The sequence below is a fragment of the Corynebacterium pseudotuberculosis genome (genome assembly GCF_002155265.1).
Taxonomy (GTDB): Bacteria; Actinomycetota; Actinomycetes; order Mycobacteriales; family Mycobacteriaceae; genus Corynebacterium; species Corynebacterium pseudotuberculosis.
The window spans coordinates 2,086,020-2,105,777 of record NZ_CP021251.1 but is presented as its reverse complement, the minus strand read 5'-3'; the positions used below and the strand labels follow the sequence as shown (position 1 = coordinate 2,105,777).

16 protein-coding genes and 1 tRNA gene are annotated in these 19,758 nt (G+C 51.3%); 13 read left to right on the top strand and 4 right to left on the bottom strand.

Going from position 1 to position 19,758, the window contains the following annotated elements; translation table 11 throughout:
* Window positions 1-92 precede the first annotated feature (92 nt).
* The 4 genes from CpATCC19410_RS09685 (at window position 93) to mfd (ending at window position 7,751) form a co-directional block, all read left to right on the top strand.
* Window positions 93-1,664 carry a multicopper oxidase family protein gene (locus tag CpATCC19410_RS09685; protein WP_014522807.1) on the top strand — a complete coding sequence of 524 codons (1,572 nt, stop codon included), beginning with the start codon at window positions 93-95 and terminating at the stop codon, window positions 1,662-1,664.
* Between the two features lie 92 nt (window positions 1,665-1,756).
* The gene (locus CpATCC19410_RS09680; RefSeq protein WP_014401082.1) at window positions 1,757-2,896 is read left to right on the top strand and encodes a TDT family transporter; all 1,140 of its coding nucleotides are present in this window, start codon (window positions 1,757-1,759) and stop codon (window positions 2,894-2,896) included.
* Window positions 2,897-3,225: 329 nt separating this feature from the next.
* Window positions 3,226-3,873, top strand: coding sequence for a TetR/AcrR family transcriptional regulator (locus tag CpATCC19410_RS09670; protein ID WP_014300585.1), 648 nt, complete (start codon window positions 3,226-3,228; stop codon window positions 3,871-3,873).
* Between the two features lie 125 nt (window positions 3,874-3,998).
* Window positions 3,999-7,751 (top strand): transcription-repair coupling factor, encoded by a 3,753-nt coding sequence (gene mfd / locus CpATCC19410_RS09665; RefSeq protein WP_171010423.1) that lies wholly within the window; start codon window positions 3,999-4,001, stop codon window positions 7,749-7,751.
* A gap of 174 nt (window positions 7,752-7,925) precedes the next feature.
* On the opposite strand, the gene CpATCC19410_RS09660 is transcribed toward mfd, so the two are convergent.
* The gene (locus CpATCC19410_RS09660) at window positions 7,926-9,416 is read right to left on the bottom strand and encodes an amino acid permease (protein ID WP_013241567.1); all 1,491 of its coding nucleotides are present in this window, start codon (window positions 9,414-9,416) and stop codon (window positions 7,926-7,928) included.
* 253 nt (window positions 9,417-9,669) lie between these two features.
* On the opposite strand from CpATCC19410_RS09660, the gene CpATCC19410_RS09655 reads away from it, so the two are divergent.
* From CpATCC19410_RS09655 to CpATCC19410_RS09610, 9 genes are all read left to right on the top strand, one after another.
* Window positions 9,670-10,287, top strand: a complete 618-nt coding sequence (locus CpATCC19410_RS09655) for a MazG nucleotide pyrophosphohydrolase domain-containing protein (RefSeq protein ID WP_013241568.1) — start codon at window positions 9,670-9,672, stop codon at window positions 10,285-10,287.
* A 102-nt stretch (window positions 10,288-10,389) separates the two neighbouring features.
* Window positions 10,390-11,175 carry a lytic transglycosylase domain-containing protein gene (locus CpATCC19410_RS09650; protein WP_014401085.1) on the top strand — a complete coding sequence of 262 codons (786 nt, stop codon included), beginning with the start codon at window positions 10,390-10,392 and terminating at the stop codon, window positions 11,173-11,175.
* Between the two features lie 200 nt (window positions 11,176-11,375).
* A complete protein-coding gene (gene eno, locus CpATCC19410_RS09645; RefSeq protein WP_013241570.1) occupies window positions 11,376-12,653 on the top strand; it encodes a phosphopyruvate hydratase in 1,278 nt (425 codons plus the stop codon).
* Between the two features lie 197 nt (window positions 12,654-12,850).
* On the top strand, window positions 12,851-13,393 hold the full coding sequence (locus CpATCC19410_RS09640) for a septum formation initiator family protein (protein WP_013241571.1): 543 nt from the start codon (window positions 12,851-12,853) through the stop codon (window positions 13,391-13,393).
* Between the two features lie 63 nt (window positions 13,394-13,456).
* A complete protein-coding gene (locus tag CpATCC19410_RS09635) occupies window positions 13,457-14,023 on the top strand; it encodes a DUF501 domain-containing protein (RefSeq protein WP_013241572.1) in 567 nt (188 codons plus the stop codon).
* Entirely contained in the window at window positions 14,020-14,991 is a 972-nt protein-coding gene (locus CpATCC19410_RS09630) for a Ppx/GppA phosphatase family protein (RefSeq protein WP_013241573.1), read from the top strand. Before CpATCC19410_RS09635 ends, CpATCC19410_RS09630 begins: the two co-directional genes overlap by 4 nt.
* Before the next feature lie 53 nt (window positions 14,992-15,044).
* Window positions 15,045-15,118: transfer RNA gene (locus CpATCC19410_RS09625), tRNA-Leu, on the top strand.
* Window positions 15,119-15,834: 716 nt separating this feature from the next.
* A complete protein-coding gene (locus tag CpATCC19410_RS09615) occupies window positions 15,835-16,863 on the top strand; it encodes an AraC family transcriptional regulator (protein WP_014523182.1) in 1,029 nt (342 codons plus the stop codon).
* A gap of 135 nt (window positions 16,864-16,998) precedes the next feature.
* Entirely contained in the window at window positions 16,999-17,820 is an 822-nt protein-coding gene (locus CpATCC19410_RS09610) for a Bax inhibitor-1/YccA family protein (protein WP_013241575.1), read from the top strand.
* Between the two features lie 57 nt (window positions 17,821-17,877).
* On the opposite strand, the gene CpATCC19410_RS09605 is transcribed toward CpATCC19410_RS09610, so the two are convergent.
* The 3 genes from CpATCC19410_RS09605 to CpATCC19410_RS09595 all read right to left on the bottom strand — a co-directional run bounded on the left by CpATCC19410_RS09605 (window position 17,878) and on the right by CpATCC19410_RS09595 (window position 19,641).
* The gene (locus tag CpATCC19410_RS09605; RefSeq protein ID WP_014300590.1) at window positions 17,878-18,402 is read right to left on the bottom strand and encodes a hypothetical protein; all 525 of its coding nucleotides are present in this window, start codon (window positions 18,400-18,402) and stop codon (window positions 17,878-17,880) included.
* On the bottom strand, window positions 18,402-18,923 hold the full coding sequence (gene greA / locus CpATCC19410_RS09600; RefSeq protein WP_013241577.1) for a transcription elongation factor GreA: 522 nt from the start codon (window positions 18,921-18,923) through the stop codon (window positions 18,402-18,404). Before greA ends, CpATCC19410_RS09605 begins: the two co-directional genes overlap by 1 nt.
* A 265-nt stretch (window positions 18,924-19,188) precedes the next feature.
* A complete protein-coding gene (locus CpATCC19410_RS09595; protein WP_013241578.1) occupies window positions 19,189-19,641 on the bottom strand; it encodes a DUF4307 domain-containing protein in 453 nt (150 codons plus the stop codon).
* Between the last annotated feature and the right edge of the window lie 117 nt (window positions 19,642-19,758).

Sequence of the window (19,758 nt, the reverse complement as noted above, 5' to 3'; positions counted from 1 at the left end):
CGTAACTGCTCGGCGATGTGATGGCGCAAACAGCTACGATGAAAAGGTTGAGATTCCTAAAAGTTATTGAGTTCCCTGGAAGAAAGGCTCTTATGCAACTGAATCGAAGGTCCTTCCTAGCCCTCGGCAGCCTAGCGGGCGCAACAGTTGCGGGAATCAGCCTTTCCGGGTGTGGAAAAGAAGGGCTAAGAGCGGAAAAGGAAGCGAAGAAGCTACCTAGACCGCGAGGCTGGGACGGGGAAACTCGTGCATTGCCCATTCCGCCGTTAGCGCAGTCCCAAGAAGTAGACGCACAACGATCTTTTACTTTGATCACTCAACGGGGAGAATCAGAAATTCTTCCGGGAATTAAGACTCCTACGTGGGGGTTTAATGGGGCGCATCTTGGTCCCACAATCCGGGTATCACGAGGCGATGCCGTATCTATTACGGTGCTCAATGAGCTCACCGAAGAGACCGCTGTGCATTGGCACGGCATGCTTGTGCCAGCTCGCGCAGACGGTGGTCCGCATTCTCCTATCGCACCAGGAAAGAAGTGGACCGCTAACTACACCGTAGAACAGCCTGCCGCCACTCTGTGGTACCACCCGCATCCGCATGGGGAAACTGGACTACAAGCGTATCGCGGCCTAGCCGGAATGATTCTTCTTGAGGATGAAGTTTCAAAATCTCTTGATATTCCCCAGGAATATGGTGTGGACGATGTGCCTTTGATCCTCATGGATGCGAATTTCACGGAAGCCGGTGTCCTTGATGAGACGATGGATGAAACAGTGGGGCTTTTAGGTGAAGTTCCCCACGTTAATGGCGTGACTAATCCGCACTTTCAGGCGACAACGCGCCGGGTGCGCTTCCGAATTTTGTGTGGCTCGACAATGAGATTTCATAATCTTGCGCTTTCTGATTCGCGCCCGTTCCATCTTATTGCCTCGGATTCGGGGCTTTTAGACGCTCCTCAAGAAGTGACTAGCGTTATGTTAGGACCGGGCGAAAGAACAGAAATAGTCGTAGATATTGAACCTGGGGAAGAAGTATCGTTACAATCCATCGGATTTAAAGACAATCTCGGGGTGCCGCAGGACGAGTATACGGCTAAATTTCGGCTTCAAGACGCACACGAAGTCTTGTTGATCAAAGGGCCTGAAAACAGCGCTCCTGAACCAAAAGCATTGCCCCAGGTACTGGATACCTCTGCTAGTGAGCTGCCGGATACAAAGCACTCGATTGAACGTAAATTTGCTTTAAATACTTTCCAGATAAACGATCAATCGATGGATATGCAGCGAGTAGACATCGCGATTGCGCACTCTGACCCGGAAAAATGGGTTGTGACTAATACAAATTCTGATTGGATACATAACTTTCATATTCATAACTGTGCGTTCAAGGTGCTCGACCTAAGCGGCACAGATGCTGGCGTGGCAACGCAAGGGTGGAAGGACACTATTACATTGCCTCCGGGGGCCACTGCGACCCTTGCTGTGGTTTTTGGACAGTACAGAGACAATCACTACCCATATATGTATCACTGTCATATGTTGTTTCATGAGGATCAGGGAATGATGGGGCAGTACATGATGCTTAATAAAGGGGAAGTGCCTGATCTGCGTACGGATTACACGCTGACGCATCCGGCAGGCGGGCATCAGCATGGTCATTCATAAGCAATGTGGCAAGAATCTGGTTAACCAAAAGACAGGTAAGTAGTGAAAGCTATAAACAGTAGTACGTTTTATCAGCACTAAGGACAGCTGCAATGTCTTTGAAATTTCGCTATTTTGTTTCTGCCGATGCTTCGTCTTCTCCTAGGCAAGGTACCCATCCGAGAAATGGTTCGAGGATACCTCTTCCACCGGCAGGCCCTGCTTGGTTTCCCTCCGTGATGGGGACTGGGCTTTTATCAAATTTGCTCTATATGCATGCCTCTCATCTGCCTGGAGCGCATGTTCTTTCTGCCATCGTGTTAGGAATGGCATGGCTGTTGTTGATTGGTCTGACCTGTGGTTTTATTTTTCGTGTTGTACGGAAACCCGGTGCGATGGGGCATTCAGTAAAAGATTTTTCCTCCATGCCGTTTTGGGCGACAGTTTCCATGGGGTATCTCTCTGTGGGCTCTGCAAGTACCGTAGTCATTCCTTCTTTTTTGCCAGAGCTATCGGGGCTTGTGTGGACCCTTAACACCGGAATGTGGTTGTTTGGTACTGCCGTGGGTGTGGGCTCTACGTTTGGTTTCGCGGTACGCCTAATTGGCGTAGATCGTGGCTCGCCTACAACTATTTGGGGTTTGGCCGTAGTAGCCCCCATGGTTTCTTCCACCACGGGGGCGAACCTGGTGCCACATGTATCGGAAATCTTTGACCCCTACGTTCAGGTCGTTTCCATCGCATGCTTTTTTCTATCGCTTTTTGTTGGTCTTATCATTTTTGCGTGCTCATATAACCATCAATGGCGGGTAGAGCCTATTCCTGTTGTTGCATCTATATCTGCATGGATCCCCCTAGGCGTTGTGGGACAGTCAACGGCGGCGGCTCAGGCGATGGCAACTCAAACAGAGCATCTTGTTCTTCCTGGAACACACGCGGCTATGCATAACCTGGCAAACCTCTACGGTTGGTTCATGCTGGTTATGGGGATTCCTCTGGTGGCATTCGCTGTGGGGATGACCATACGAGGGTTCTATTTGAAAATGCCTTTTACTTTGGGATGGTGGGCGATGACCTTCCCCTTGGGAACTTTGGCACTGGGGGCCACATTGTTTGCTCGTGGTACCGAGCTGAGCTTTTTTACATGGTTGGGAGCTTTTGGCACCGTATGTTTGGTGGGGACGGTGACGCTGTGCCTGGTAGCGTCGACACGCGCGGTGATTATGCAGATGCGGGGTATCGTTGAGCGCTAGTAGGCAAAAGATTATGAGGGGACTTTGCTAGAAAACCTGAGGGTGTAAACCTAAATTTCCAATAGAGCGAAAATATTGTATGATCTCCTTCGGTGGTTCCACTTAGTGCTTTAGGTATTTTAGTGGCCTCATCTTTCCCCATGGTGTAATCGGCAACACTACGGTTTTTGGTACCGTCATTCTAGGTTCGAGTCCTGGTGGGGAAGCAATATTTACCCCGTCTTCACTCATAGTGGAGTCGGGGTTTTGCGTATAGAAGGCCATGGTGGTGGTTTTCGGTTTCAGACAGCATAAACAGCGTTTATGTAGGGCACGATAAGGTAGTGAATATGGTCCGAAAGCGAATGACTGGGAAAGAACGTCGAGAACAACTCATTGAGGTCGGTCGCAGCGTGTTTTCCGAGCGGGGGTTCGAGGGCACGAGTGTAGAAGAAATCGCTGCTCGTGCGGGTGTGTCCAAGCCGGTGGTGTATGAACACTTTGGAGGTAAAGAGGGACTCTACGCCGTAGTAGTTGACCGTGAGATGCTCCGGCTGGAAAAGGCGATTACTGATTCCATGCAGACTGGCCGTTCACGGGCACGCATCGAACAAGCCGTATTAGGACTACTCACGTATGTGGAAGAAGACACTGATGGCTTCCAGATTTTGGTGCGGGACATGAAAGCCGGCCAAGCTCGTAGTTATTCCACATTGCTTAACGACGCCGTTGTGCAGGTCTCATACATCCTGGAACAAGCTTTTGAGCGGTCAAAACTAGATCCCAATAATGCCGTTCTCTATGCCCAGGCGTTGGTGGGAATGGTTTCTATGACCGCTCAATGGTGGTTGGACCAAAAAGAAGAGCTCGGCGGTCCCACAAAGGAAGAAGTCGCTGCTCATATAGTGAACCTTTGCTGGAATGGCTTGGCCGGTATGGAATCCGAGCCGTCTCTGTCTGAAATCGGAAACAAGCCGGAAACTTTAGGCTCCCATTAAATCCTTGTTTCCGTAGGCTCTCTTGTAGCCCATTGGGAATACGCCACCCGAATCTTTGTCCTAGTTCTTTGAGGAGTTCCTTGTTGTCAACTGATAGCGCAGTCACTAACCGCCATCATCCCGCCATGCTTGCGGGGCTACTCAAAGTCGCGGCGACCGACCCCAAGATCAAAGGCCTACTGGAACACGTTGGTGATTCAGCCCTACACATTACGGGGATTGATCAATCTCGCCCATGGGCTATCGGGGCATTATCGCACCGGGCTCCAGTGCTGGTGATCACGGCTACGGGGCGTGAAGCAGAGGACCTCACTGCAGAACTTCGGGCAATGCTCGGCGACTCCGTAGCCTGGTTTCCGGCATGGGAGACACTTCCCCACGAGAGGCTTAGCCCAGCCGCGGATGTTGCGGGGCAACGAGCTAAGATTTTGTCGCATCTGAATGAACTACGCGTGGTGGTAACTGCTGCACGCGGTGTCAGCCAGCCGATTCTTCAGGAAGCAGAGGGGCGCAATGCGCTCCTCCTAGAGACTGAAAAAGATTATGATTTAGAAGATCTGACCCGGCAACTTGTATTCCGGGCTTATCAGCACGTTGACCTCGTGGCTAAGCGCGGAGAATTTGCTACTAGAGGCGGAATCCTCGACATATTTCCCACGACTATGGATCGACCCGTGCGCTTAGAATTCTGGGGAGACGAGATCACAGAGATCCGAGAGTTCTCCGTAGCTGACCAGCGAGCAATCCCGGATTCTTCCCACGCGTCTGTAGAAATATTTCCGGCTCGTGAACTCCTTGTCATACCCGGCGTAGCGGAACGCGCCGGTGATTTAGCTCTGAAATATCAGGGAAACCCCACGCTGCAAGAACTCTTATCTAAATTGGCAGATGGCGCCCCCGCCGATGGCATGGAAGCGCTCATCCCAGCGCTCGTGGATACCCCGTTAGTCACTCTGCCTGAGCTTATGCCCCAGGGGACGCATGTGATAGCAGTCGGACCGGAGAAGATTCGCACTAGAGTCGCGGATTTACAAGCTACCGATGCAGAGTTCCTTGCGGCGGGATGGGAGGCTGCGGCTATGGGGGCCTCGGGGCCGATTGCGGCTCAAGGATTAGATCTAGAGGCTAGTTCTTATCGTTCTTATGAGTCCTTAGAAATATCTGCGCGCCAGGCGGGTTGCTCATGGTGGACGTTTGCTCCTACTGGCATGTTTGAAGCAGACGAGGCAGATACCCTTCCCCTCGACTTTGAAGCAGGACCCACCCCGCGTGGTGATCTCTCCCAGATTGAAGAGATGATGTCCCTGCTCCTAGCGCATACCTCTGCAGGTGGCAGAGCGGCCTTTATCGCTCCCGCCAAGGGTGCAATCAAGCGCATGGTGGACAGATTCAAAGAAAAAGGAATACCCACAAAAGTAGCCACACCCGGTTGGGAGCCTACTCCGGGCGAAGTGACTCTGTATCAAGCACTCAGCCACGCAGGCCTTGTATTTCCTAAAGTCCGTAAAAAAGCAGGAAGTGAGGCATTGCCCCTTGTCGTGGTCACGGAGACCGATCTCACGGGTAATCGAGTAGGGGACATCGCAGGGGCAAAACGTCGTCCAGCTAAACGACGCAACCGTGTAGACCCACTTGCGCTAAAAACCGGTGATTTTGTGGTCCACGAGACCCATGGCATTGGACGATTCCTTAAGATGACCGAGCGAACGATCACATCCGGGGATGAAACCTCGCGGCGAGAATACATCGTCTTGGAATATGCACCGGCTAAACGGGGACAACCCGCGGACCAACTCTTTGTTCCCATGGACTCCCTTGATCTACTGAGTAAGTATGTGGGAGGTGAAAAGCCCGCGCTGTCCAAGATGGGCGGCTCCGATTGGAAGAATACTAAGAAAAAAGCTCGTGCTGCGGTTCGGGAAATTGCCGGTGAGCTCGTCGAGCTTTATGCCAAGCGGCAATCCGCGCCGGGACATCCTTTTGCGCCTGATTCTCCCTGGCAGTATGAGATGGAAGATAACTTCCCATACGTTGAGACCGAAGATCAGATGATGGCTATTGAGGCTGTCAAAGCAGATATGGAAAAGCCTGTTCCTATGGATCGCGTGATTGTAGGCGACGTGGGATACGGTAAGACAGAAGTCGCTGTACGAGCTGCATTTAAGGCTGTTCAGGATGGAAAACAAGTGGTGGTCTTGGTGCCCACTACGTTATTAGCGCAGCAGCATTTGTCCACATTCGATGAACGCATGGCTGGTTTCCCCGTGAATCTGCGAGGCTTAAGCCGTTTTACCTCCACGGTTGAGGCAAAGGAAACGATAAAAGGGCTTGCCGACGGCACCGTAGACATTGTAATCGGTACACACCGCCTGCTTCAGACAGGAATTCAGTGGAAGAATCTTGGGTTGGTCATCGTCGATGAGGAGCAACGTTTTGGTGTTGAGCACAAAGAACACATCAAAGCGTTGAGAACACATGTTGACGTGTTGACGATGTCGGCTACACCGATCCCTAGAACCTTGGAAATGTCAATGGCTGGGATCCGGGAGATGTCTACTATTTTGACGCCTCCGGAGGATCGTCATCCCATCCTGACTTATGTTGGAGCACAAGAAGATAAACAAATCGCCGCAGCTATTCGGCGCGAGCTGTTGCGAGACGGCCAAGTCTTTTTTGTACATAACAAAGTCTCCGATATTGAAAAGAAGGCTAGGGACCTACGGGAACTGGTACCGGAAGCTCGTATCGTGGTTGCGCATGGACAGATGAGCGAGGAGCTTTTGGAACAAACTGTTCAGGGCTTCTGGGATCGCGAATTTGATGTGCTGGTATGTACCACCATCGTGGAAACCGGTTTGGACATTGCGAATGCCAACACCCTCATCGTGGAAAATGCGCATCATATGGGTCTTTCTCAACTGCATCAGCTGAGGGGGCGCGTAGGACGCTCGCGGGAACGCGGCTATGCCTATTTCCTGTATCCCAAGGGGCAAACGCTGACGGAAAATTCTTATGACCGCCTGGCCACTATTGCCCAGAACAACGATTTAGGCGCTGGTATGGCAGTGGCTATGAAAGACCTGGAAATGCGTGGCGCCGGTAACGTGCTCGGCGCACAGCAATCGGGCCATATCGCAGGAGTAGGGTTTGACCTTTATGTGAGACTTGTCGGCGAAGCCGTGGAAGCCTACCGGGCTCTCGCAGACGGAAAGATCGTCGATGCCACCGATGACGGACTAAAAGAAATCCGCATCGACTTGCCTGTGGACGCGCATATCCCAGAGTCATACATCAACGCTGAAAGGCTTCGACTTGAGGTATATCGGAAGCTGGCGGCGTCGCAAAGCAATGCCGATCTGATACTCGCAGTGGAGGAGATGGAGGATCGGTATGGTCCGCTGCCTGAAGAAGTCAAACGTCTGCTGGCGGTAGCTAGGCTACGGCACCTGGCCAAGTCAGCGGGTATCAGTGATATTGGAGTGCAAGGAACACGGATCAAGATTCATCCGGTGGAGCTTCCTGACTCTAAGCAAGTTCGGTTGAAGCGGCTGTTGCCTTCTGCGACATATCGTGCTGCGGCTAAAGCTATCCAGTTGTCTTTTCCTAAAGAGGGGCGCAACGTTACTGATAAGCCGCTTCGCGACGTCGCCCTACTCCAATGGGTAGCAGATTTTCTGTCGGAAATGTTTGAATTGCCGCGCATATCAGTTACAGGGGAGGCAGTATCCGAGAAAATCATCTCCGTGGGGGAACCCCAAGTTTTTCACGGGCGGACTCGTGCTACTCAGCGTGACGTTACAAAGCGGGTCGAGCGCAACGATGATGAGGACTATGAGGATAAGCGCGAAGCGCGTAGGAGGAAATTCCGGATGCGTTGAGCAGTGAACACATTCGTGAATGCGTAGCAGCGGTAGTCGGCAAAGTCAGCGATGCTGCTTTAGCACTCGAACCAGCTGTCCCTGCACCCGTAAAAGTCGACGCTTAGACCAACAGACTGAAAAATGAGGCCACGCTGTTTTCTTTAAAACAGTGTGGCCTCTCGCTTTAGGATCTTATAACGACATAGTCCCGGTACTAATGCCGTAGATTCCGTAACATCCTGCGCATGCGATGAGCGCTACCACTATCCATTCGAAGGCATTGAAAACCTGTTCTTTTTTGTAGAGTCGGGTTCCTACATAGGGGATAAGGCCGGGAAGAACCGCCAAAGCTCCGAAGAGCACATATTTAAGATCTGCCGCGTAGAACAGCCACAGTGAGTACACAAAGGCAAGGAGAGCCACCGCGAGATGGCGGCGATTTTCTTTACCGCTGACCTCTGGTCCGGAATCATCGAAACGAGCGCCAGCAGCAGGATGCGAGATCCCTTTGCCGCGGGTGGCTAGCAAAATGAGATAGAACGCGGAGAAAACATAAGGCACAAGGTACAACACAGTGGCTAGCTGAACCATGGAAACATAGGTGGTCTGGTTGATAAAGAAGACAATCACCCATATTTGGATCACTATTGTAGAAATAAGCTGGGCGACCCAGGGGGCACCGGAAGTGTTAATTTTTCCTAGCTGTCGGGGGAGCAGACCGTCGAAGGCCATCATGGCTACCGGCTCTGCACAGAGCATTTGCCATGAGACATACGCACCGAGAACGCTAAGACACAAACCAATAGAGACAAGCCCTGCTCCCCATGGTCCGACGACGGCTTCCAACACATAAGCCATCGAGTTATTAGGAAGAGCTGCGAGTTCCTCACGCGTTAAGACTCCATAAGACAAGGTCGCGACGGTGACAAGCAAAAGCAGCACTGTAAAGAAGCCGAATACGGTGGCGCGTCCGACGTCGGCACGCGTACGGGCTTGCTTGGAATACACAGATGCTCCTTCTACACCGATGAATACCCATACGGTGAAAAGCATGATGCCTTGGACCTGCTCAAAAACAGAGGAACCGGTGGAGCCACCCCAGAAATCAAAGGTGAATTTATCCCAGCTGAAGCCTAGGAATAATACCAATACTATGAAGGCTAAGATCGGGAGCAACTTGGCTACCGTAGTGACCGCATTCATAAAGGCAGCTTGCTTAATTCCTAGAGACAAAACGGCAAAAATGAGCCACGTCATCAAAGACACAGCAATGGCGGACGCCAGGCGATGCTCGGTGTTAAAAAGCGGGATGTAGTGCCCTAATGTGGAAAAGAACAAAGTGGCGTAACCAACCTGTGCAATCACGCTGCCCAGCCAATAACCCCATCCTGAAGTGAAGCCGATGAAATCGCCTAATCCTGCGCGTACATAGGAATAAACGCCGGAGTCAAGATGCGGTTTACGATGCGCAAGTATCTGGAAAACAAAGGCCACTGACAGCATGCCTACACCCGCAATGACCCATCCGATAAACATCGCTCCCGGCGCGGCTACTGATGCAATATTTTGCGGCAAGGAAAAAATCCCTGAGCCGACAGTTGACCCGATGATCAGGCCGATGAGTGTCCAGATGCGAACCGTGTGCTGTGATTTCTTGTCAGCGCTGGAGGCTGCAAGGGTCATGGATACCTCATTACATATGAAACAAAATAACTAGGGACTTGGGGAACACACTGCACTAAACCAACTGGAAGGCCAAGGCTGAAAGCAAAACACATGTATTCACGCAGTAGAAAAGTAAGGCTTTTCAGCCTTACGAATCTTACACTCTGGGTGCACTAGCTAATACTGGAGCAACTGAGTTGGATCTCGGTTGCCATCGATTGCCGGTCCTCAACCGTCAACGAGTTGTGGGCAAGATAGGGCGGTTAGAATTATGAAGATGAAGGTTCTTCTCCTAGACCCGCGCTGGCCCACAATGGTTCCTGTAGAAATACTAAATAAAGTCTCAGGAAAAATCATATTCACAGGTGAGGTTCCGGGACCGGTACGGGATATTCTTTCTGGATTTATCCAGGTAGAGTCCGAAAAAATTATTGTGAGCACTAATGAACTGGATTCTATTGTTGTTAAGGCAATCGAGCGTGGTGCGCATGTGTTTGAGGTTGACTCGAGACGGGATCCTGTGGGACAAGCAAGGGCTGTGATGTCTCGGGCGCTATGTCGTGGAGCCTGGGAGCAGGCACAGAGTCATTCTTCCCTTATTCCTTATCTTGAGGAGGAATGTGCTGAGGTGATCCAGGCTATTCGCGAGGGTGCTTCGGATGAGGAGCTGATAGGGGAGCTTGGTGACGTACTGCTGCAGGTGTTGTTCCATGCTGAGATAGCGGCTAGGCGAGGTTCCTTTAGCTTTGACGACGTTGCGGCCAGCTTTGTTAAAAAGATGAAAAAACGCCAACCTTACCTTTTTGATGGCTCCGTGGGGGTGGTGCCTGTGGCTGAGCAAGAACGATTGTGGGTTGTGGGGAAGATGGAAGAGGGAGGGGGAGATTAGTTTGTTGCGGTTTTGTATATAAGAGGGGGTCAAAATGAGCTATAAGTCTTTCTTATTTTATAGCCAGACTTCATTTATCTTTTTTCTGTACACTAGTGCGCCATGAGTTCAGGAGTTCGCCGCGCAGCAGGATGTGGAATGGGGATTGTGTTGTCGGTGATTCTTGTCATTTCTCTCGTGGGGTGGGCAATTTCTTTCCTTGATGGTGAATCCCCCGTGCGTCAATTGCAGGAGGTTCCAACTTCAGTGCCTCCAGCTAGGGCTGCGGAAGTGCCTCGGATAGATATTCATGCTCCGGGGAGAACATCTGACAAACTTGCGTTTTGGGCAGACCCTATTGCAGCAGATACGTCTATAAGCTCTGCTGCAATACGTGCCTACGGCAATGCGGAACTCATTGCTGCAGAATCTTGGCCGAGCTGTCATTTGAGTTGGGGGACGCTTGCTGGGTTGGGGTATGTGGAAACCCGGCACGGAACATATTCTGGTCACTTGTTTGAAAGCCGTGAAATAGATTCCAACGGTTTTGTTTTGCCTCCGATTATCGGGGTTCCGCTTGATGGCTCATCTGGGCTTGCTAAGGTTCTGGACACGGATAACGGGGTTCTTGATGGGGACACCGTATACGATCGGGCTGTTGGTCCAATGCAGTTCATTCCTGAAACATGGAAGAAGTATGGGCGTGATGCCAATGGCGATGGGATAGCAGACCCCAATCAAATCGATGACGCGGCGTTAACTGCTGCGAATATGCTATGTGATGGTCGCGATTTGGCCACTAAAGAAGGGTGGACCTCGGCGCTACATGCATACAATATGTCTAATGACTACTTAGTTAAAGTGCGGAATGCTGCTGCTTCCTATGCGCTGCGTCAGCCAGCTGTGTAATAACTCACGTGTAGTACCCGCCAAAATTTCCGAATTGTTGGCATAATTGGATATGGACGCGTGATTCGGACAGTGAATGTTTGATTGGTCAACATTTTTTAAGAAAAAGGGATCATTCTTATGATGTGCTGGGCTGAAAACGCGTGATTAACTTGCAAAGCAAGAACACCTTGCATCCACAACGCATTAGGAGCTAAACAGTGGCTGACATTATGCACGTTTTCGCACGTGAGATTCTCGATTCTCGTGGTAATCCCACCGTCGAGGCAGAGGTTTTCCTTGATGACGGTGCTCATGGCATCGCTGGTGTCCCCTCGGGTGCCTCCACGGGAATCCATGAGGCGCACGAGCTTCGTGATGGCGGCGACCGTTACTTAGGCAAAGGCGTTCTCAATGCCGTAAACAATATCAACGAGGAAATCGCTGACGCTGTTGCCGGCGCAGAGGCTGACGATCAGCGCCTTATCGATCAAGCCATGATCGCCCTGGATGGAACTGAGAACAAGTCGCGTCTTGGCGCTAATGCCATCTTGGGTGTGTCCATGGCAGTGGCTAAAGCTGCTGCTGAGTCTGCAGGCCTTCCGCTTTATCGCTATATCGGTGGCCCAAATGCGCACCTTCTTCCTGTTCCGATGATGAACATTGTCAACGGTGGCGCGCATGCTGACTCAGGTGTCGATGTTCAGGAGTTTATGATCGCTCCCATCGGTGCGGAGAGCTTCTCCGAGGCGCTGCGCATGGGTGCTGAGGTTTATCACTCGCTTAAATCTGTGATCAAGTCTAAGGGGCTATCTACCGGACTTGGTGATGAAGGCGGTTTCGCGCCTTCCGTAGAGTCCACCAAGGCTGCTCTGGATCTTATCGTTGAGGCAATCGAAAAAGCCGGCATGAAACCAGGTACGGATATTGCCCTGGCATTGGACGTGGCTTCCTCTGAGTTCTTCAAAGATGGCAAGTACCACTTTGAGGGTGGCGAGCACACCGCTGAAGAGATGGCAAAGGTTTACGCTGACCTCATCGAGCAGTATCCGATTGTGTCCATCGAGGATCCGCTGCAAGAGGACGATTGGGAGGGGTACACCAATCTCACGGCAGCTATTGGAGACAAGGTCCAAATCGTCGGCGATGATTTCTTTGTAACCAACCCTGTCCGTCTGCAGGAAGGCATCGATAAGAAGGCTGCCAATGCGCTTTTGGTAAAGGTCAACCAGATCGGCACCTTGACGGAGACCTTCGACGCCGTCGATCTTGCTCACCGCAATGGCTACCGCACAATGATGTCTCACCGCTCCGGTGAAACCGAAGATACTACGATTGCCGATCTTTCGGTTGCCCTCGGATGTGGTCAAATTAAGACCGGAGCACCCGCTCGCTCCGAACGTGTGGCAAAATATAATCAGCTGCTGCGAATTGAGCAGGAGCTAGGAGACGCTGCTGTATATGCGGGTCGCTCTGCATTCCCGCGTTTCCGGAATTAAACATAGGTTAGTAAATTCTAGGTTAGGCTTAGTTCGCGGTATTAAAATTATTTGATACCTAGGATAAGCGCCGTGAGGTTTTCTAGGGATAGGAGACCTGCGGCGCTTATTCTATTTTTGTTGACTTCTATTGTTAAAGATGTTTTTTGTGTGGCGATAAGCAACAGAGACTGAGGAAGCGCTAGACTGTTGCTCCTATGATGATCAAGAAAAAGCGTGCGGTTCCTGTAGTGAATCGTCCTGAGCGAACACGCGGTTTTAAGCTGCCACGCAAGCGTATTCGTCTGCACGCCAGGGGGTTGGTCATTGTGGGGATAGTGGTAGTGATCCTCGTCGTAATGATTTTTAGACCTCTTCACACCTACATGGTGCAAAGGGCAGACATTGCGCGCCTTACATCTTCCATTGAGCAGAAACAGCAGAAGAAAGACGATCTGCTCTCAGAGCTAGACAAATACAAGTCTGATGCTTACATAAGGGAACAAGCGCGTACACGACTTGGAGTGATTGCTCGCGGGGAACGCGCATATCGAGTTTTGACTCCGGAATTGGAAGCTAAGGACCCCATAGGCGGTGGGGAAAACACGCGTCATGATGATTCCCGTCCGTGGTTTGAAAAACTCTGGGACTCTGTGAGCATCCCGGAGCCTTCCGCTGAAGAGAACGGGGGATCAGAAGGGCCAAAAATGCATCTTCCGATCATTCCTACGGAGGCTCCGCCACCACCCGTTGCACCCTAATCCTTATGGCCTTTAGGCGATCCAAAATCGGAGTTTCAAGTTTGGCGTGAGACAATACACTTTATGAGTGTTTCCCAAGCCGATCTTTCCGTAGTGGCCGAGCAATTGGGCCGTATGCCGCGTGGGGTGATAGAGATTTCTTATCACACGCCCGATGGGGTTCCTGGGGTAGTAATGACTACACCTAAGCTTGACGACGGTACCCCGTTTCCTACTCTCTACTACTTGACAGAGCCGCGCCTTACCGCAGAAGCCTCCCGTCTAGAGGTTGCTCATGTAATGAAGTGGATGACTGATCGCCTGGAAAACGATGAGGAATTACGTGCTGATTACCTCAAGGCGCATGAGCATTTCTTGGCTAAAAGAAATGCGATTGAAGATTTGGGTACAGAATTCTCCGGTGGGGGCATGCCTGATCGGGTGAAATGCCTGCACGTTCTTATTGCTTATGCATTGGCGGAGGGGCCAGAACATTTTAGGCTAGGCACTGAGGCTGTAGCTATGGCCGCTGAGCATGCTGGCTTACGCGGAAGCGCCATTCCAGAGGAATGGCCTACCTGTTCCGAATTGGGGATCGACCTTTCGGACTTTGACTTCAGCCATGCAGATGTTCCTGGAGGGGCTCAGTGACCAGGTTTGCTGCCGTTGATTGCGGTACAAACTCAATCAGGCTGTTGATCAGCGAGGTGCATGACGGTGTTACCACCGAGGTCTGTCGATTGATGGAAATCGTGCGCCTAGGACAAGGCGTCGATGCCACTGGCGAATTAGCTCCGGATTCAATAGAACGCGCCCGGTTGGCGCTTAAACGATACGTAGAGCTCATGCAAGAACATGGTGTACAAGCCGTGCGCATGGTAGCTACCTCTGCCACTCGTGATGCCCGAAATAAAGATGAATTCTTTGCTATGACTGGAAGTCTTCTGGGGCGTATCGCTCCTGGGGTGAAGGCTGAAGTAATTAGTGGGGAGGAAGAAGCCTCCTTGTCTTTCCGCGGGGCAGTCGCGGATCTAGGCGGTGAGCCAGGGCCATTGTGTGTGATTGATCTAGGGGGAGGCTCTACCGAATTTATCGTAGGAGAGTTGAGTGGCGAGGTTTATGGCTCTCATTCTGCTCACATGGGTTGTGTGCGGCTTACGGAGCGCATTATGCGGACGGATCCTCCTACGGCCACGGAGATAGAAATAGCTCGCGATTATGTGGCTGAACGTATCGCACAGGTAGAGAAAATCGTCCCTATAGAAAGAACTTCTACGGTTGTATGCTGTGCGGGAACATTCACCACACTTGCTGCAATGGCGTTGGGGCTAGAGAATTATGATCCCGCGGCTATCCATGACTCTCGCCTGCGTTTGGACGCACTCCAGGTGATAACGGCTCAGTTGATTGCTGAGACGTCTGCGCAACGAGCAGCGCACCCCGTGATGCATCCTGGACGTGCGGATGTGATCGCAGGCGGCGCTGTAGTGGTGGAAGGCATCGTAGATATGATTCGCCGCAAGACAAACGCGGATCGAATTGTTATTTCTGAAAAAGATATTCTGGATGGCATTATCGCTGGATTGGCGGAGTCATATGAGCAGGCGCCCCCGGTGTGAGGGGGTAAGTTTTGAGTACGTGCCACCTTCGGTCTAAACTAAGCAAGCGCGTTGCCCCCATAGCCCAATTGGCAGAGGCAGTCGACTTAAAATCGACACAGTCTGGGTTCGAGTCCCAGTGGGGGCACAGCAGGAGCATCCCAGCCGCGACCTAATTTGCTGGGATGCTCTTTTTTATGGGTGGGGTACAACGCGCAAGCGGCGGGGAATTCATTGGAAGGAAATACACAGCGGATTGGCAGCTGTGGCCGAGGGGTTTGCAAGGGATCGGTCCTAGCATGAAGTCGTTGAAAGGGAGTAGAGCCATCAACTTTGGTTCTACATAAAAGTATCGGTACTTAACATCCTTGAAAGGCAGAGCTATGACTTACGATAACGTGCGATTTTCATCTTCAGTTACGGTGAAAAAAGAGTCTTTTGATAGCGCTGTATATCATCTGGGAGCGATCGACCCTTATGCGGATTCCTCATGGACGTACATCCTAGAAAATCGTGGTGAGCGACATAGCGGCGTTACCTCCCTAAAGCCTCTTTCGTATAAAAATCCCTCTAGGAGATCTCGACTTATTGCCTAGGGGAACAGACAGTTATTTTTACTTTAGCCACCGGTTTTGTGATGCATCCGGTGGTTTTACTTTTGTGTGAAATACATTTCTCTATCAACCCATAGAAGTATGCTTAGGGAAACCTATGTTGTATTATGTGGCATAAGGCCCTCTTTATGGGGACATATAAAAATTGAAAATAGCGAGGAAGTATCGCATCGTGCGAAGTGGCTCATTGTGCATGGCGTTCGGTGTTACTTTCTCGGTGGTTGATGGCGTGCAGAAAGCATTGCAATTTATGTCACATGCAGCAGAAAGGGTTGGCGTGACTTCCCATACTTCTAAGTTCGGTAGCACGGTATTACTTTGGTGCGATCAGGGCACTGCGACTGTCAACGCACCGGATCGAGTGGTTGCAGTGATGGCAGGGGATATAGTGGTGGCTCCGGTAGGAGCTTTTGTCTCTGGGCATGGAGTAGTACTGCCGATCACTTTTCCAGGTTTTCATTTTCAGGGAAACACGAGGCGTTTGCATCTAGGTTCCCGTTGGTCCCATCGCATGGTTTATGAATTTGCGCGAAGCTTAATGGGGGAGGAGAACCTATCTCCAGAAATAGCAAGCCTTTTTAGTGAACGTGCATGCCCACCACCGGCGCCGCAGACTGGCGCTGCAAAAATGGTTGCTCAATTGCTAGTGGCTAACCCTGCGGATCAAACATCACTTGTTTCATTTGCTAAGCGTTTCCACGTGAGCTCGCGGACACTGCAGCGTCAATTCTTGCAAGGAACTGGCTTTACTTTTAGTGAATGGCGCGCGGCTCATCGAGTGTCTGTTGCAGCTACTCTTCTCCCTCATGATTTTACGATCTCAGTGGTAGCAAATCTGGTTGGGTTTAGCGCTACCTCGTCGTTAACGCGGGCGTTTAGAAGACATACTGGGCTGACCCCGTCTGCTTTTACCGGTAGCGCAACGGGGATGGGAAGCGTAGGGGAGCCGCCACATATTCCTGCGACAACAACCTTTGCCCGAGCTGAGCAGGACCTAGCATTGTGGATCTATAAAGGAACCGCCACTGTGACTACTCCTGGATATTGTCGTTTTGTGGGCATGGGGGAAACCGTGACTATTCCCTCCGGCACGCATACCCGAGTTGATGTCGCGGCAGGCTCTATAGCTCTTCCGATCCCGTTGGCGCATGCAAATGACGGACTCACCCTTATGGATGCGCTAAAGCATTGCTCAAATCCAGCAACTGCGGCGGAATTGCGTCCACTTGCTGCAAGTGAGAGGGTCGCTGCAGAAAAACTTTTAATCCCTAGCTCCTAATCGTTTTCTGTATGGAAATACCTAGAAAAGATATAGGGAAGGCATTTTTTTGATTACGGGAACAAAAGTGTTACCTGTATCGTTTCTAGGTAGTACACAGAAAATGAATCGGTGCGAAAGGAATAGTGTCGCCCCATGCGCAGTAGCAATCCGGTCTTAAATTCTCTGACGGGTTCCCGCCAACGACAGACCCAGGCGGGCTACCAGCAGCAGATTGATAATCCCTACGGGGGATATGGTTACAACCAACTCGAGGCACAGGTCAGCGACCGTCCTATGACGGTAGACGATGTGGTTTCCAAGACTGGAATCACTCTCGGAGTGATCATCGCCTTTGCGATCATTAACTTTGGAATCGCACAGGTAAACCCAGGAATCACGTTGATGTTGACGGGACTTGGCGCTATTGGTGGGTTGATTACTGTCCTGATCTCTTCCTTCGGCCGTAAGTTTGGTTCTGCTCCCATTACCTTGGCTTATGCAGCATTCGAGGGGCTGTTCGTAGGCGGCATTTCACTTGTTTTGTCTGGTTGGCTTGTCGGCGGGCAGAACGCTGGAACCTTGATTGGTCAGGCAATTCTGGGCACTGTTGGTGTTTTTCTAGGAATGCTTTACGTATACAAGACAGGCGCAGTGAAGGTTACTCCTAAGTTCAACCGGATTCTGACCTCCTGCATTATCGGTGTTCTTGTCCTTGTAGTAGGCAATTTGGTGCTGGGCTTCTTTGGAGTGAACCTGGGACTTTATAATGGCGGTCCTATAGCCATTATCTTCTCGCTTGTATGCATCGGTTTAGCAGCAATGAGCTTTTTGCAGGATTTTGATATTGCTGATCGTCTCATCCACCAAGGTGCTCCCTCTAAGAACGCGTGGGGTGTAGCACTTGGTTTGGCCGTAACGCTTGTCTGGCTGTACACGGAGATTCTTCGCCTCCTGAGCTACTTCAACCAGAGGTAGTAAGAGATACAAAGCCGAAGGTGGTTGCTTCCTAAGGGAAGCAACCACCTTTGTGCGTTATAGCAGAATCATCTTGCCGTCGATATAAACATCGGCGAAGACGATAGCTTCGCCGCTTTGTAACGGTTTGCGGAGAACCACTGTTACCGGTGTGCGGGCAGTTTGTTCAGTTTTCTTTTCCCTAATGCCAGTGCCAATAGCCTCGGAAGCAGTCCAAGAAGACCAGTTAATGTCAACGACGCGATCGTTTTTGTCGGTACACGATAAGGAAATTTCACGGGGCTTAGTTTGCGGAGAACCGGCACAGTCGATGAAGGCGGGGACCTTGCCAGGCGCTAGGAAAGGAGGAGCCGGGGAGAGGAAGGGCTCACTGGTCACTGCCGCGCGAGAACTCGAGTTAGCGGGAGCATGGGAAGACTGAACTTGCGGGGACCTGGTTGCGCTTGGTCCTAAGCCGCGTGCACTTGTGGCAGTAGCAACTTTTTTCGTCGAATCCATGTGGCCCGCAGGTGCGCAGGCTAATGCGGAAAGGCAAAAGCCCGCTGCAATGAGAGAAGAGAAGCAGCGGGCGATACAGCGCATTAGTTTTTGCGCATTGTAGCGGCCTTGGTGGAGTCATAAGGCTCTGCAGTAACCACGGTCACCGTGATGGTTTTGCCATTAGGTGCAGTATATTCGCGCGTCTCGCCTTCCTTAGCGCCGATAACCGCAGCTCCGAGGGGGGACTGCTCGGAGAAGGTCTCGAGATCCTTATTATCGGAGGCTGCCGCACGAGTACCGATGAGGAAGGTCTCCTTATCGTTCTTATCGCCGTTGTAGTAGACGTGAACAACGGAACCAATATGAGCAACACCTTCCACGATTCCTACGCGCTCCGTGGTGGAGTTGGCGAGGATCTCGGAGATCTGCTTGATGCGGGCTTCTTCTTGATCCTGCATTTCGCGCGCAGCGTCGTAGCCAGCGTTTTCTTTCAGGTCGCCTTCCTCGCGACGCTCGTTGATCTCAGCTGCGACCTCGGGGCGGTGTGCAATAAGTGCATTGAGCTCTTCTTCGAGCTTAGCCTTGGTTTCCGGGGTGATGTACTGCTTTTGGTTTTCGGCCATAATCCGTATCCCTCTACGCGTTGATAATCGAGGCAATCCGCAGTGCAAATCAATGACAGCACAAACTCAAGAGGCACAAGGCGCATCGAGATATTTTCTGCTGCCATGATGATGGCCCCGAATAAAAGAATCTACGTGCGCTTGGCACGGCAACACTTACGTTTCGGGGCCTAATCACGCGGATAGCGTGCTTTTGCAGGGATTCTACCACAGATGCTGTGACGAGGAGAGCGCATTAAGAAGCGATGTATAGGCTTTGGTGCGATTAGCTACGGTGCAGGTAGAAAGGGATAGAGCCGCTACAGCCATAGAGGTTGCCGGATACGGCGCCCTTGGAAGTCTTGATGGGAACTTCGATGCGCTGGGTTTTATCGCCTCCGCTGGGCAAGAAGAACTCGCGACGCCCAACCTCAGCCATCTCGTAGTCCAAAGCGGTGACAATGCAATAGTGATCAACAGACGTATTGTCCCTAGTGACGTCGACAGTGAGCTTAAAATTGTTGTCATCAACCTGCATAACATTGGCGATCTGCCCAGAAATCTTTGTCTGGCGATCTTTCTGCACAAACTTAATCAGCGCCACGGCGATTGCAGCGACAATAACAAGGATCAGAACTGCGAGGAGCTTCCCACTTAAGTTAGATGTTTTTTGTGGGGCCGAGTAACGCGTGCGTGAGATATTGCTGCTGCTTGACGACGCCCACTCGTGCGGTTTCATCTCTTATGCTCCTCGATGAGATCATGTCCCCGTCATCTCGCTTCTTGTCTTGAACTCCTAGGGGCGAAGTGAAGGGGTGGCGCTCTTTCAGCACCTCCTGTGCACAGATCATAGTAT